General features: G+C 66.4%; 11 protein-coding genes and 1 pseudogene. 6 read left to right on the top strand and 6 right to left on the bottom strand.

Going from position 1 to position 12,427, the window contains the following annotated elements:
• Positions 1 to 73: 73 nt before the first annotated feature.
• The 4 genes from yghX to V5734_RS07945 form a co-directional block, all read right to left on the bottom strand.
• Complete coding sequence (gene yghX / locus V5734_RS07960) at positions 74 to 982, bottom strand: YghX family hydrolase (protein ID WP_347312970.1); 909 nt, start codon at positions 980 to 982, stop codon at positions 74 to 76.
• Positions 983 to 1,098: 116 nt separating this feature from the next.
• Positions 1,099 to 2,532, bottom strand: a complete 1,434-nt coding sequence (locus V5734_RS07955) for an NAD(P)(+) transhydrogenase (Re/Si-specific) subunit beta (RefSeq protein WP_347312969.1) — start codon at positions 2,530 to 2,532, stop codon at positions 1,099 to 1,101.
• 15 nt (positions 2,533 to 2,547) lie between these two features.
• On the bottom strand, positions 2,548 to 4,122 hold the full coding sequence (locus V5734_RS07950; protein ID WP_347312968.1) for a Re/Si-specific NAD(P)(+) transhydrogenase subunit alpha: 1,575 nt from the start codon (positions 4,120 to 4,122) through the stop codon (positions 2,548 to 2,550).
• A 141-nt stretch (positions 4,123 to 4,263) separates the two neighbouring features.
• Entirely contained in the window at positions 4,264 to 4,707 is a 444-nt protein-coding gene (locus tag V5734_RS07945; RefSeq protein WP_347312967.1) for a methyltransferase family protein, read from the bottom strand.
• A gap of 233 nt (positions 4,708 to 4,940) precedes the next feature.
• Here V5734_RS07945 and kynU point away from each other — a divergent pair, with 233 nt between their 5' ends.
• Together kynU and V5734_RS07935 are read left to right on the top strand one after the other, a co-directional pair.
• On the top strand, positions 4,941 to 6,137 hold the full coding sequence (gene kynU, locus V5734_RS07940; protein WP_347312966.1) for a kynureninase: 1,197 nt from the start codon (positions 4,941 to 4,943) through the stop codon (positions 6,135 to 6,137).
• Positions 6,134 to 6,670 (top strand): GNAT family N-acetyltransferase, encoded by a 537-nt coding sequence (locus V5734_RS07935; RefSeq protein ID WP_347312965.1) that lies wholly within the window; start codon positions 6,134 to 6,136, stop codon positions 6,668 to 6,670. The genes kynU and V5734_RS07935 overlap by 4 nt, the downstream gene beginning before the upstream one ends.
• A gap of 269 nt (positions 6,671 to 6,939) precedes the next feature.
• Here V5734_RS07935 and V5734_RS07930 read toward each other — a convergent pair whose 3' ends face one another.
• Together V5734_RS07930 and V5734_RS07925 are read right to left on the bottom strand one after the other, a co-directional pair.
• Positions 6,940 to 7,719, bottom strand: coding sequence for a gamma-glutamyl-gamma-aminobutyrate hydrolase family protein (locus V5734_RS07930; RefSeq protein WP_347312964.1), 780 nt, complete (start codon positions 7,717 to 7,719; stop codon positions 6,940 to 6,942).
• Between the two features lie 225 nt (positions 7,720 to 7,944).
• Positions 7,945 to 8,229: pseudogene (locus tag V5734_RS07925) on the bottom strand (malate synthase G); the annotation flags it as partial.
• Between the two features lie 285 nt (positions 8,230 to 8,514).
• Between V5734_RS07925 and V5734_RS07920 the strand changes: the two are divergent.
• The 4 genes from V5734_RS07920 to pepN all read left to right on the top strand — a co-directional run bounded on the left by V5734_RS07920 (position 8,515) and on the right by pepN (position 12,400).
• Positions 8,515 to 8,862: an ArsR/SmtB family transcription factor gene (locus tag V5734_RS07920; protein ID WP_347312963.1), complete on the top strand. Its 348-nt coding sequence runs from the start codon at positions 8,515 to 8,517 to the stop codon at positions 8,860 to 8,862.
• Positions 8,852 to 9,322 (top strand): SRPBCC family protein, encoded by a 471-nt coding sequence (locus V5734_RS07915; protein ID WP_347312962.1) that lies wholly within the window; start codon positions 8,852 to 8,854, stop codon positions 9,320 to 9,322. Before V5734_RS07920 ends, V5734_RS07915 begins: the two co-directional genes overlap by 11 nt.
• Entirely contained in the window at positions 9,319 to 9,771 is a 453-nt protein-coding gene (locus tag V5734_RS07910) for an SRPBCC domain-containing protein (protein WP_347312961.1), read from the top strand. The genes V5734_RS07915 and V5734_RS07910 overlap by 4 nt, the downstream gene beginning before the upstream one ends.
• Positions 9,772 to 9,838: 67 nt before the next feature.
• Positions 9,839 to 12,400: an aminopeptidase N gene (gene pepN, locus V5734_RS07905; RefSeq protein WP_347312960.1), complete on the top strand. Its 2,562-nt coding sequence runs from the start codon at positions 9,839 to 9,841 to the stop codon at positions 12,398 to 12,400.
• Positions 12,401 to 12,427 lie beyond the last annotated feature (27 nt).

Raw genomic sequence — 12,427 nt, 5'->3', positions numbered from 1 at the left:
CACGGGTGCCACCCCTGCAAAGCACAATTCCGCAAGGGCGTCGAGGGCGCTGGGCCCGACCGGGCGGCTGCGATCAGGTCAGATGCGCCGCGAAGGCCTCGATCGTCCGGGACCAGGCCAGCTCTGCAGCCGCCGCGTCGTAGCGCGGCGTCGTGTCGTTGTGAAAACCGTGGTTCACACCGTCATAGATATGGGCCGTGTAAGTCTTGCCATTGGCCTGCAACGCCGCCTCATAGTCCGGCCAGCCGGCATTGACGCGCTCGTCCAGCCCCGCATAGTGGAGGAGAAGCGGCGCCTCGATCTTCGCAACATCCCCGGCCGCTGGCTGGCGGCCGTAAAAGGGGACGGAGACGGCGAGATCAGGATAGGCCACGGCCAGCGCGTTGCAGACCCCGCCGCCATAGCAAAAGCCCACGGCGCCGACCTTGCCCGTCGATCCCTCGTGATCGCGCAGGTATTCGAAGGCCGCGAAGAAATCCGCCATCAGCTTCGCCGGGTCGAGTTGTGACTGCATCTCGCGGCCCTGTTCGTCATTGCCGGGATAGCCGCCGAGCGGGGTCAGCCCGTCCGGGCCGAAAGCGAGGTAGCCGGCCTTGGCCGCGCGCCGCACGACATCCTCGATATAGGGGTTGAGCCCGCGATTTTCGTGGACCACGAGCACGGCGGGAAGCTTGCCGGTGGCACCGGCGGGCTTGGCCATCAGCCCCCTGATGCGGCCATTGCCCTCGGGGCTGTCATACTCAGCCACCATCGTCTCGATCGCCGGATCGTCGGGCGCCACCTGCTGGGCCAGCACATAGTCCGGTTGCAGTTGCGAAAGGATCGCGGCCCCGGTCACACCGGCCGCGGCGAACTTGCCGGCGCGCTCGATGAAGTCCCGCTTCGACATCTTGCCATGCACGTAGCCGTCGAAAATCTCGAGGATGCGTGGGTCGAAGTCCCTGGCGCTCTTGCGTTGCGTCGGTTTGTCCGGGGCGTTCATCTGGATCTCCCTATGATTGTAAAGGCAAGGATAGCCCGGCCGAGAGAGATCGGAACACAAAAGAAAGTGACCCCGCCCAATGGGCGGGGTCACGCTTGATCCGCATCGGCGCGGGGTCAGTCGATCATCGGCAGGAGGCTGTCCACCGACTTCTTGGCGTCGCCGTAGAACATCCGCGTGTTGTCCTTGTAGAAGAGCGGGTTCTCGATGCCGGAATAGCCCGTGCCCTGCCCGCGCTTCGACACGAAGACCTGCTTCGCCTTCCAGACCTCCAGCACCGGCATCCCGGCGATGGGGCTGTTGGGGTCTTCCTGCGCCGCCGGGTTCACGATGTCGTTGGAGCCGATCACGATGGCGACGTCGGTCGAGGGGAAGTCCTCGTTGATCTCGTCCATCTCCAGCACGATGTCATAGGGCACCTTGGCCTCGGCCAGAAGCACGTTCATGTGGCCGGGAAGGCGGCCGGCGACCGGGTGGATCGCAAAGCGCACCTCCTTGCCCTTCGCGCGCAGCTTGCGGGTCAGTTCCGCGACCGATTGCTGCGCCTGCGCCACCGCCATGCCGTAGCCCGGCACGATGATCACGCTGTCCGCATCGTTCAGCGCCGCCGCGACGCCGTCGCTGTCGATGGCGATCTGCTCGCCCGCGATCTCCATCGCCGGACCGGTCGCGCCGCCAAAGCCGCCGAGGATCACGCTGATGAAGCTGCGGTTCATCGCCTTGCACATGATGTACGAAAGGATCGCACCCGAAGAGCCGACAAGCGCGCCGACCACGATCAGAAGATCGTTCGAGAGCGAGAAGCCGATCGCCGCCGCGGCCCAGCCCGAGTAGGAGTTGAGCATCGACACGACCACCGGCATGTCCGCGCCGCCGATCCCCATGATCAGGTGATAGCCGATGAACAAGGCGGCGAGCGTCATCAGGAAGAGCGGCAGAAAGCCCCCGGTGCCGAAATACCAGACAAGGCACAAAGCCGAGATCGCCGCCGCGCCGGCGTTCAGGACATGCCCGCCCGGCAGCTTCTTCGCGGCGGAGTTCACCTTTCCCGCCAGCTTGCCATAGGCGATGACCGAGCCGGTGAAGGTGACCGCCCCGATGAAGATGCCGAGGAAAAGCTCAACGCGCAGGATCGACTGCTCGACGCCGGTCTTGTGGGCGAGGACGGCGGCGAAGCCTTCCAGCCCGTGGCGCGTGGCCTCGTCCATCGCGAGAACGCGGCCAAGCTCGAAATGGGCGTTGTAGCCGACGAAGACGGCGGCAAGACCGACCAGCGAATGCATCGCGGCGACAAGCTGCGGCATCTCCGTCATCTGCACGCGGGTGGCGACATACCAGCCGATGATCCCGCCGCCCGCGATCAGAAGGACCGACAGGAGCCAGAGGCCGGAGCCCGGCCCGATCAGCGTCGCGAAAACCGCAAGCGCCATGCCGACGATCCCGTACCAGACCGCGCGCTTGGCGCTTTCCTGCCCCGAAAGCCCGCCGAGGGAGAGGATGAAGAGCACAGCCGCGACCACATAGGCCGCCGTGGTGAATCCGAATTCCATGATCTCTGCCCTTCCTTACGACTTCTGGAACATGGCCAGCATGCGCCGCGTGACCATGAACCCGCCGAAAATGTTGATCCCGGCCATGAAGACCGACAGCGCGGCCAGGATGATCACCAGCACACTGCCCGACCCGATCTGCATGAGCGCGCCGAGGATGATGATCGACGAGATCGCGTTCGTGACCGCCATGAGCGGCGTATGCAGCGAATGCGCGACGTTCCAGATCACCTGGAAGCCCACGAAGACGGCGAGGACGAAGACGATGAAATGCTGCATGAAGCTCGCCGGCGCGACGAGGCCGACGCCCAGAAGTAGCACCGCGCCGACCGTCAGAAGCGTGACCTGGCTGCGGGTCTGCGCCTTGAACGCGGCCACTTCCTGCGCGCGCTTCTCCTCGACGGTGAGCTCCCTCGCCTTTTCCTTCGGCTTCTGCGCCGCGATGGCCGCGATCTTCGGCGGCGGAGGCGGGAAGGTGATCGCGCCCTCGTGGGCGACGGTCGCGCCCCGGATCACGTCGTCTTCCATGTTATGGTTGACCACGCCGTCCTTGGCCGGCGTAAGATCGGCCATCATGTGACGGATATTGTTGGAATAAAGCGTCGAGGACTGGGCCGCCATCCGGCTCGGGAAGTCGGTGTAGCCGACGATCGTCACGCCGTTCGGCGTCACGATCTTTTCGTCCGCCTTGGTCAGTTCGCAGTTGCCGCCGCGCTCGGCCGCAAGGTCGACGATGACCGATCCCGGCTTCATCGCCTCGACCATGTCCTTGGTCCAGAGGACCGGGGCGTCACGGCCGGGGATCAGCGCAGTCGTGATGACGATGTCCATCTCGGGCGCAAGTTCACGGAACTTCTTCAACTGCGCCTCGCGGAACTCCGGCGAGGAAGGGGCCGCGTAGCCGCCAGTCGCGGCGCCATCGGTCTGCTGCTCGGTGAAATCGAGATAGACGAACTCCGCGCCCATCGATTCGATCTGCTCGGCCACTTCGGGCCGCACGTCGAACGCGTAAGTGATCGCGCCGAGGCTCGTGGATGTGCCGATCGCGGCAAGACCCGCGACGCCGGCGCCGACGATCAGCACCTTCGCCGGGGGCACCTTGCCCGCCGCAGTGACCTGGCCCGTGAAGAAGCGGCCGAAATTGTTGCCGGCCTCGATCACCGCCCGGTAGCCCGCGATATTGGCCATCGAGGACAGCGCGTCCATCTTCTGCGCGCGGGAGATGCGCGGCACCATGTCCATCGCGATGACATTCGCGCCGTGCTTCTGGGCCAGTTCAAGAAGCTCTTTGTTCTGAGCGGGATAGAAGAAGGAGATGAGAGTCTGACCCGTGCCGAGACGCTTCAGTTCGGTGTCGCTCGGCGGCCGCACCTTGGCGACGATGTCGACGTCCTTGAACAGGCCCGCGGCAGTTTTCACCACGGTCACGCCAGCCGCCTCATAGGCCGCGTCGGAAAAGCCCGCCGCCTTGCCCGCGCCCGCCTCGATAAAGCAGTCGTGGCCCAGCTTCTTCAGCTGAACGGCACTGTCGGGTGTCATCGCGACCCGCGCTTCGCCCTCAAATATCTCTTTCGGTGCCCCGATCTTCACTGTTTCTCCCTTTCCGGCATTTGAAGCGGCAATGCTCGACCACGACCGCCACGTCCATCAGACGCGCAAGATTATTACTCTGCAATGCGGCATCGCCGCAATAGATACTCGCCCCCCGTATAGGCTTGCCCTCGGCCTGCTCTAGAGCCAGCGGCGCACGCGCGCGGTGTAGTCCAGATATTCCTCGCCGAACCGCTGGCCCAGCCGCACCTCTTCGTCATGGATGAAGCGCCGCTGGATCACGATCACGAAGACGGCGACCAGCGGCAGGGCGATGATCGCGTCCCAGGCGAAATAAAGGCCGGCCAGAATGATCGCATCGGCGAGGTAGATGGGATTGCGGCTGAAGCGGAAGACGCCGCCGTGGACAAGGGCATCGGGATCGCGGCGCGGGATCAGCGTGGTCCGCGCGACGATCATCTGCCCGGCCGCGACCACCATCAGCAGGAGCCCGACCACGACCAGCAACGCGCCAAGCGGATCGTTGACCGGCGTCGCCACCGGCACGATGCGCCCGATCAGCCCGCCCGCCACGGCGAACCCGGCCAGCCAGACCGGCGGAAAATCGATCTCTTTCGCCACCATCGGCGTCCTCATCCCGAATTTGGCCGAACCTATGACCCCTGCGACGGTGAATTCAAGCCCGCATCCTCCCCGGCCGCGCGAAATCCTCGCATTGTGGTGGCCCGGCAAGGAACCGTGCGCCCGCCCGATGACTCGCCGGCGCGCCCAGTTTTCTCTGGCCGGGAGGGCGGAGATTTCCTAACCATGATCCACCTGCCACCAGCCGTATTGCCGCCCCCGGAGAAGAGATGCCGATGACCACCGATTTCACCGCCACCCGCGCGCGCTTTCACTTGCCCGAGGGCGTGATCTATCTCGACGGCAACTCGCTCGGCCCCCTGCCCCGTGCCGCGGCCGCCCGCGTGGCGGATTGCGTGACGCAGGAATGGGGCGAGATGCTGATCACCGCCTGGAACCGCGCCGGCTGGATGGATCTGCCACGGCGCCTCGGCGACCGGATCGGCCGGCTGATCGGGGCGGAGCCGGGCACCGTCGTTCTCGGTGATACGCTCTCGATCAAGGTCTACCAGGCGCTCGCCTCGGCGGCCGAACTAAGACCGGGCCGCAAGGTGATCCTTTCCGATACCGGCAACTTTCCCTCCGACCTCTACATGGCCGACGGTCTGGTGCGGACGCTGGGCGACGGGCACGAATTGCGCACCGTGGCGCCCGAGGCGGTGGAGGACGCGATCACCCCGGACGTGGCCGTCCTGATGCTGACCGAGGTCGATTACCGCACCGGGCGCAAGCACGACATGGCGCGGCTGATCGCCAGGGCCCATGAGGCCGGGGCGCTCGTGGTCTGGGACCTCGCCCATTCGGCCGGCGCGATCGAAGTCGACCTCGCTAGGGCGGGGGCCGATTTCGCCGTCGGCTGCACCTACAAGTACCTCAATTCCGGCCCCGGCGGCCCCGCCTTCATCTACGTGGCCCCCCGCCTCGCCGCGCAAAGCCGCCCGGCGCTCTCCGGCTGGCTCGGGCACGAGGCGCCCTTCGCCTTCGACGCCGACTACCGCCCCGGCGCGGGGATCGAGCGGATGCGTGTCGGCACCCCGCCGATCCTGCAGATGGCGGCGCTTGAGGCGTCGATGGATATCTGGGACGGGGTCGAGATGGCGGATGTCCGTGCCCGCTCCATCGAACTGACCGAAGCCTTCATCGCGGGGGTGGAGGCCGCCTGTCCCGGCCTCGCCCTCGCCTCGCCCCGCGATCCGGGCCAGCGCGGCAGCCAGGTCAGCTTCCGCCATCCCGAAGGCTACGCGATCATGCAGGCGCTGATCGCAGGCGGCGTCATCGGCGATTTCCGCGCGCCCGACATCCTGCGCTTCGGCTTCACACCGCTCTACACCACAATTGAGGATGTCACCGGCGCGGTGGAGATCCTCGCCGGGATCATGGCGACCGACGCCTGGGACCGGCCCGCGTTCAGGGCCCGCGCCAAGGTGACATGACCGACGCGGCCACCCTTCGCCGGTTCCGTCCGGGCGACGCCGCCGAAACGCGGGAGGTCTTCTGGGAAGCCGTCCGGATCGGGGCGGCCGACCACTACACCGAAGCGCAACTTGCCGACTGGGTCGCCGACCCGGAAATGCCGGACGATTGGGGCGACTGGCTCGACCGCCATTTCACGGTCGTCGCGGAGGACGAAAGCGGCCGGATAGCCGGGTTCTTCATGCTGGAGGCAAGCGGGTACCTGAACATGGCCTTCGTGCGGCCCGAATGGCGCCAGACCGGTCTCGCCGACCGGCTCCATGCGGCGATCCTCGCCGAAGCGCGGGCGCAGGGCATGCCCCGGCTCACCGTCTGGGCGAGCCGCCTCGCGCGGCGGTTCCTCGCCCGTCATGGCTGGACACTCGACTCCGAACCGCCGCCGCTTTCCGGCCATCCGGTGCCGACAGGCGATGCCGAACCGATCGACGTCGCGATGAAGCTCGACCTGGTTGCGGCGACCGTCCGGGCGCCAGACCCGCACGCGACGAAATGAACCGCGGTCTGATCCGCGCGACTGCGCCCGGCAGCGGCCAATAGGTCAGGAGCGGGGCCGCGGGCTGCGACCGGCACTACAACGTCACCGACCCCGGTACCGTCTCGATCTTGAGCCCCACCAGCGCCGTCTCCGCGCCGAGCTACAGCGCGGCTATCGACGGCACCTCCTCGCACGAGACGATCACCGCAACCGGCATAACCGAGATCAGTCATGGCAGCGCGACCGGCGGCGCGGGCGCGCGCAGGGAGATGCCCAGCACAGAAGATTCAGGCGGATTTCAGCCGCGCCTGCCGCGTCGGGCATTCCGCCCATTCACGCACCGCCGCGCCGAACGCCTCGAAAAGCGGGCGCGAGACCGGATCCCCGGCGGCATTCCATTCGGGGTGCCACTGCACAGACAGCGTGAACCCCGGCGCCCCCTCGACATAAAGCGCCTCGGGCGTTCCGTCCGGCGCCCAGCCGTCGACCACGATGCGCTTGCCGGCGGTCTTGATCCCCTGACCGTGGAGCGTATTCGTCATCACCTCGGCCGCGCCGAAGAGCCGGTGGAAGACCCCGCCGTCGGAGAAGCGGACCGCATGGCGAAGCGCGAACTTCTCCTCCAGAGTGCCGTCGGGCGGCATCCGGTGGTTCATCCGCCCCGGCAGGTCGCGGATTTCCGGGTAGAGCGTGCCGCCCAGCGCCACGTTCACCTCCTGAAAGCCCCGGCAGATGCCGAAGAACGGCTGGCCGCGCTCGACGCAGGCGCGCACGAGCGGCAGGGTGATCGCGTCGCGGCACCGGTCGAAGGCGCCGTGGGCCTCGGTCGCCGCCTCGCCATACTCCTCGGGGTGGACGTTGGGCCGGCCGCCGGTCAGGAGAAAGCCGTCGCAGGCGGCCAGAAGCTCCTCGACGCTGACAAGGCGCGGATCGGTCGGGATCAGAAGCGGCATGCAGCCCGCGACCTGCGCCACCGCGGCGGAGTTCATCGTGCCGCCGGCATGAACCGGGTATTCATCGTTGATGAGGTTCATATTGCCGATGATACCGACAATGGGCCGAGCCATGCGCGTTCCGTCCTTCCCTACGCCCTGTGGACAGAATAGGCGCGCGCCCCGGAAAGAAAAAGCCCCAGCCAGTGCACAGGCCCCTCTGCACCGGCGCATGATGCGACGTTGGGCAACGATGCCCGCGAATTCGGCGCATCGTGCGCGGCGGCGGCAGGGTTGCGGTCGCTCCCCCCCTGTCGAAGAAAGCGCAGCACCTGGGAAAGCAATGGGTGACGACGGCCCCTAGCCCGCCGCCTTCACCTCGCGTCGCCGCGCGTGCAGGACGGGTTCGGTATAGCCCGAGGGCCGGGCGCTGCCCTTGAAGACCAGATCGCAGACGGCGGCGAAGGCGATGCCGTCGAAGGCCGGCGCCATCGGACGGTAGAGCGGATCGGCGGCATTCTGGCGGTCCACATGGCCGAGGATGCCCTGGGCGTTGTTCTCCACCTCGCGCATGATCTGCTCGGGCGTCCACTTGCGGTAGGCGGCCAGCGGAATGTCGAGCACGGTGTCGACACAGGCCCGCCGCCTATCCCAGCGCCGGGAAGCGCGCGATCTTCGATGAAGTAAAGAAGCTCTCTGGCCACCTGACGAGAGGCCCATTCGACTCGCGTCCTGTCCACGCCATTTTTTCGTGCGGTGACATGCCGCTCCCCAAGACCAACAGGAGCCGAGTCCGACCGGCACTCTCGCAGGCACATCTTCCGGCCACTCCAGATCGGCCAACGCAACACTTAGGACACTGACTAATTGTTCTTGCGTGACTCGGGCGAATGGAATACTTAGGATGTTATCTAACTAAATGGCGCCGAAATGAACCTCTCGCCCGGCCAGCTCGACATCCTCTTCCAGGCGCTCGGCGATCCGACCCGCCGCGCGATTCTGGAGCGGCTGGCGCGCGGTCCGGCAACCGTGACCGAACTTTCGGCCCCGTTCGACATGGCGCTGCCCTCCTTCCTCGCCCATGTCCGCAGGCTCGAAGCCTCCGGCCTTGTCGCGACGGCGAAGGATGGCCGCGTCCGCACCGTGACCCTCGTCCCCGGCGCCTTCACGCCGGTGCGCTCCTGGCTCGACGAGCAGCGCGCGCTTTGGGAAGGGCGCCTCGACCGCCTCGACGCCTATGTTCAAACCCTCATACAGGATCCTCGCGATGAACCTTGACCCATCCCTCGACCTCGTTCTCGAACGCACCCTGAACGCACCGAAAGACCTTCTTTTCCAATGCTGGACGCAGGAGCGGCACCTGCCGCATTTCTTCGTCCCCCGCCCCCACAGCGTGACGCATTGCAAGCTCGACCCGCGCGTGGGCGGCGTGTTCGAGACGACGTTCAATGTCGACGGCACTGAGATGCAGAACAACGGCGTCTATCTGGAGGTGATCGAGAACGAGAAACTCGTCTTCACCGATGGCTACACCGAGGGCTGGAAGCCAGCGCCCGATCCCTTCATGACCGCCATCGTGCTTTTCGAGGATGCCGGAGGCGGCCGCACGAAATACACCGCCATCGCCCGCCACCGCTCGACCGAGAAGGCCGAGACCCACAAGGCGATGGGCTTTTTCGACGGCTGGGGCACGGTCGCGACCCAGCTGGAGGACTATGCGAGGGGTTTGATGGAATGAGCGGCTCCGAAGATCGCACGATGGTGATCGAACGGATCATCGCCGCACCGCTCGCAACCGTGTGGGCGGCCTGGACCGATCCGCAGGCGCTGCCGAAATGGTGGGGGCCGGACGGGTTTTCCTGCCGCACCACGCGGATCGACCTTCGCGACGGCGGCGAGTGGGTCTTCGACATGATCGGGCCGGACGGCACGGTTTACCCCAATCACCACCGCGGCATCCGCCACCGGCCGATGACGCAAATCGACTACGCGCTTCTTTGGGGCGAGAACGGGCCGAAACATGCCGATGCCTCGGCCCGGTTCGAGGATCTCGGCGGGCGCACGAAGGTCACGCTGTCCATGATCTTCGTGACGGTCGAGGAATATGAGACCGCGAAGGGTTTCGGCGCCGTCGAGCTTGGGCTTCAGACCCTCGGCAAGCTCGCGGCCCATATCGGCGCGGCCTGACATCCGATAGGTTGCGGCGCCGGGACGGAGGGCCTAACGTCCGCGCCACAACCATCCGGAGGGCCCGATGAAGGACGCCACCCCGCAGCCGACGCTGCTCGCCGACTATGCCCCCTATCCCTTCGTCATCGAAGGCGTCGATCTGACCTTCCGCCTCGCGCCGAAGACGACACGCGTCCTTGCCCGGATCGCCTTCGCGCCCAACCCGACGAGCCCCGGTCGCCACGACCTCTGCCTCGACGGCGAGAATTTGACGCTCGTGTCGGCGAGTGTCGACGGCAAGCCCGTCCGCCCGGTTCAGGACGACACCGGCCTGACGCTCTCGGCCGACCAGATCCCCGATGGCCCCTTCCTGTGGGAGGCGGAGGTGGAGATCGACCCCGAAGCGAACACCGCGCTCGAGGGGCTTTACATGTCGGGCGGCATCTATTGCACCCAGTGCGAGGCGGAAGGCTTCCGCAAGATCACCTTCTACCCCGACCGTCCCGACGTGATGGCGCCCTTCAAGGTGCGGATCGAGTCCGACATGCCCGCCCTCCTGTCGAACGGCAATCCGACCGGCAAGGGCGCCGGATGGGCGGAATGGACCGATCCCTGGCCGAAACCCGCCTATCTCTTCGCCCTTGTCGCGGGCGACCTGAAAGCCGTCCCCGATACCTTCACCACGATGTCCGGCCGCAAGGTCGACCTCAACATCTGGGTTCGCGACGGCGATCAGGACCGCTGCGCCTACGCGATGGACAGCCTCATCCGTTCGATGAAATGGGACGAGGAGGTTTACGGCCGCGAATACGACCTCGACGTCTTCAACATCGTCGCGGTGGACGACTTCAACATGGGCGCGATGGAGAACAAGGGGCTGAACGTCTTCAACTCCAAGCTGGTCCTCGCCTCGCCCGAAACCGCCACCGACCTCGATTTCGAGCGGATCGAGGGCGTCATCGCGCATGAGTATTTCCACAACTGGACCGGCAACCGCATCACCTGCCGCGACTGGTTCCAGCTTTGCCTGAAGGAAGGGCTCACGGTCTTCCGCGACCAGCAATTCACCTCCGACATGCGCTCCGCGCCGGTGAAGCGGATCGACGATGTTCTGACGCTCCGCGCCCGCCAGTTCCGCGAGGATATGGGGCCGCTCGCGCATCCGGTCCGGCCCGACCACTATGTCGAGATCAACAACTTCTACACCGCCACGGTTTACGAGAAGGGCGCCGAGGTCATTGGCATGCTGAAGCGCCTCGTCGGCGACGAGGGTTACAAGAAGGCGCTCGACCTCTATTTCGACCGCCATGACGGCGAGGCGGCGACCATCGAGGACTGGCTCAAGGTCTTCGAGGATGCGACGGGCCGTGATCTTGCCCAGTTCAAGCGCTGGTACACCGATGCCGGCACTCCGCGCCTGACGGTGTCCGAAGCCTGGTCAGATGGCACCTACACGCTGACCTTCATCCAGAAGACACCGCCGACGCCCGGACAGGACAAGAAGCCGCCGCGCGTCATCCCGATCGCCGTCGGGCTTCTCAACCCGAACGGCGACGAGGTGGTGCCGACGACGGTGCTGGAAATGACCGAGGCCACCCAAAGCTTCCGCTTCGACACCCTCGCCTCGCGCCCGGTCGCGTCGATCCTGCGCGGCTTTTCCGCGCCGGTCGTACTCGACCGCAAGGTCGATCAGACGGAACGCGCCTTCCTTCTCGCGCACGACACCGACCCCTTCAACAAATGGGAAGCCGGCCGCGCACTCGCCAAGGACGTTCTGGCCGGCATGATCGCCGAGGATCGCGCGCCCTCGCAAAGCTTCATCGAAGCGCTCGGGGCAGTCCTCGCTGACGAAAGCCTCGATCCCGCCTTCCGCGCGCTCTGCCTGCGATTGCCGTCAGAGGACGATCTGGCCCAGACGCTTCACGATGCCGGCCGCGTGCCCGATCCCGCGGCGATCCATGCGGGCCGCGCGGCGCTTGCCACGGCCATCGCGCGGCATCTGCAAAAACCGCTTGTCGCGACCTATGACGCGATGGCGACGGAAGGGGAGTTCTCCCCCGATGCCGCTGCTGCCGGAAAGCGGGCGCTGCGGCTCGGTTGCCTCGGCCTTCTGAACCATATCGACAACGGCACCCGAGCGGCCTCGCTCTTCGCCAGCGCTTCCAACATGACCGAAAGCCACGGCGCGCTGGCCTGCCTGATCGAGGGCGGGCGCGGCACGCGCGAGATCGGGGCCTTCTACGAACGCTGGCAAACCAACCGGCTAGTGATCGACAAATGGTTCATGGTGCAGGTCGCCCATGCCCTGCCGGACGAGGCGGCGATGACCGCCGAGCGCCTCTCGCAGCATCCCGATTTCGACTGGCAGAACCCCAACCGCTTCCGCGCGCTTCTCGGCGCGCTCGCGGCCAACCACGCAGGCTTCCATCACGCCTCGGGGGCGGCCTATCGCTTCTATGCCGACTGGCTCCTGAAGCTCGATCCGGTCAACCCGCAGACCACCGCCCGGATGTCGACGGCCTTCGAGACCTGGGCGCGCTACGACGAGGACCGCAAGGCGCTGATCCGGGCCGAGCTTGACCGCATTCTCGCCACCCCCGGCCTCAGCCGCGACGTGACCGAGATGGTCGGCCGGATCCGCGGCTGACCCAGCCGCGCCCGGGAAAGGAGCGGA

Source organism: Defluviimonas sp. SAOS-178_SWC (assembly GCF_039830135.1).
GTDB lineage: Bacteria > Pseudomonadota > Alphaproteobacteria > Rhodobacterales > Rhodobacteraceae > Albidovulum.
The sequence above is the reverse complement of the archived record's forward strand: the minus strand, read 5'-3'. Positions and strand labels throughout refer to the sequence as shown.

Bases quoted from the DNA above. Each gene is read 5' to 3' on its own strand.
- yghX (WP_347312970.1), bottom strand. From the start codon at position 982: ATGAACGCCCCGGACAAACCGACGCAACGCAAGAGCGCCAGGGACTTC.
- V5734_RS07955 (WP_347312969.1), bottom strand. From the start codon at position 2,532: ATGGAATTCGGATTCACCACGGCGGCCTATGTGGTCGCGGCTGTGCTC.
- V5734_RS07945 (WP_347312967.1), bottom strand. From the start codon at position 4,707: ATGGTGGCGAAAGAGATCGATTTTCCGCCGGTCTGGCTGGCCGGGTTC.
- kynU (WP_347312966.1), top strand. From the start codon at position 4,941: ATGACCACCGATTTCACCGCCACCCGCGCGCGCTTTCACTTGCCCGAG.
- V5734_RS07935 (WP_347312965.1), top strand. From the start codon at position 6,134: ATGACCGACGCGGCCACCCTTCGCCGGTTCCGTCCGGGCGACGCCGCC.
- V5734_RS07930 (WP_347312964.1), bottom strand. From the start codon at position 7,719: ATGGCTCGGCCCATTGTCGGTATCATCGGCAATATGAACCTCATCAAC.
- V5734_RS07920 (WP_347312963.1), top strand. From the start codon at position 8,515: ATGAACCTCTCGCCCGGCCAGCTCGACATCCTCTTCCAGGCGCTCGGC.
- V5734_RS07915 (WP_347312962.1), top strand. From the start codon at position 8,852: ATGAACCTTGACCCATCCCTCGACCTCGTTCTCGAACGCACCCTGAAC.
- V5734_RS07910 (WP_347312961.1), top strand. From the start codon at position 9,319: ATGAGCGGCTCCGAAGATCGCACGATGGTGATCGAACGGATCATCGCC.
- pepN (WP_347312960.1), top strand. From the start codon at position 9,839: ATGAAGGACGCCACCCCGCAGCCGACGCTGCTCGCCGACTATGCCCCC.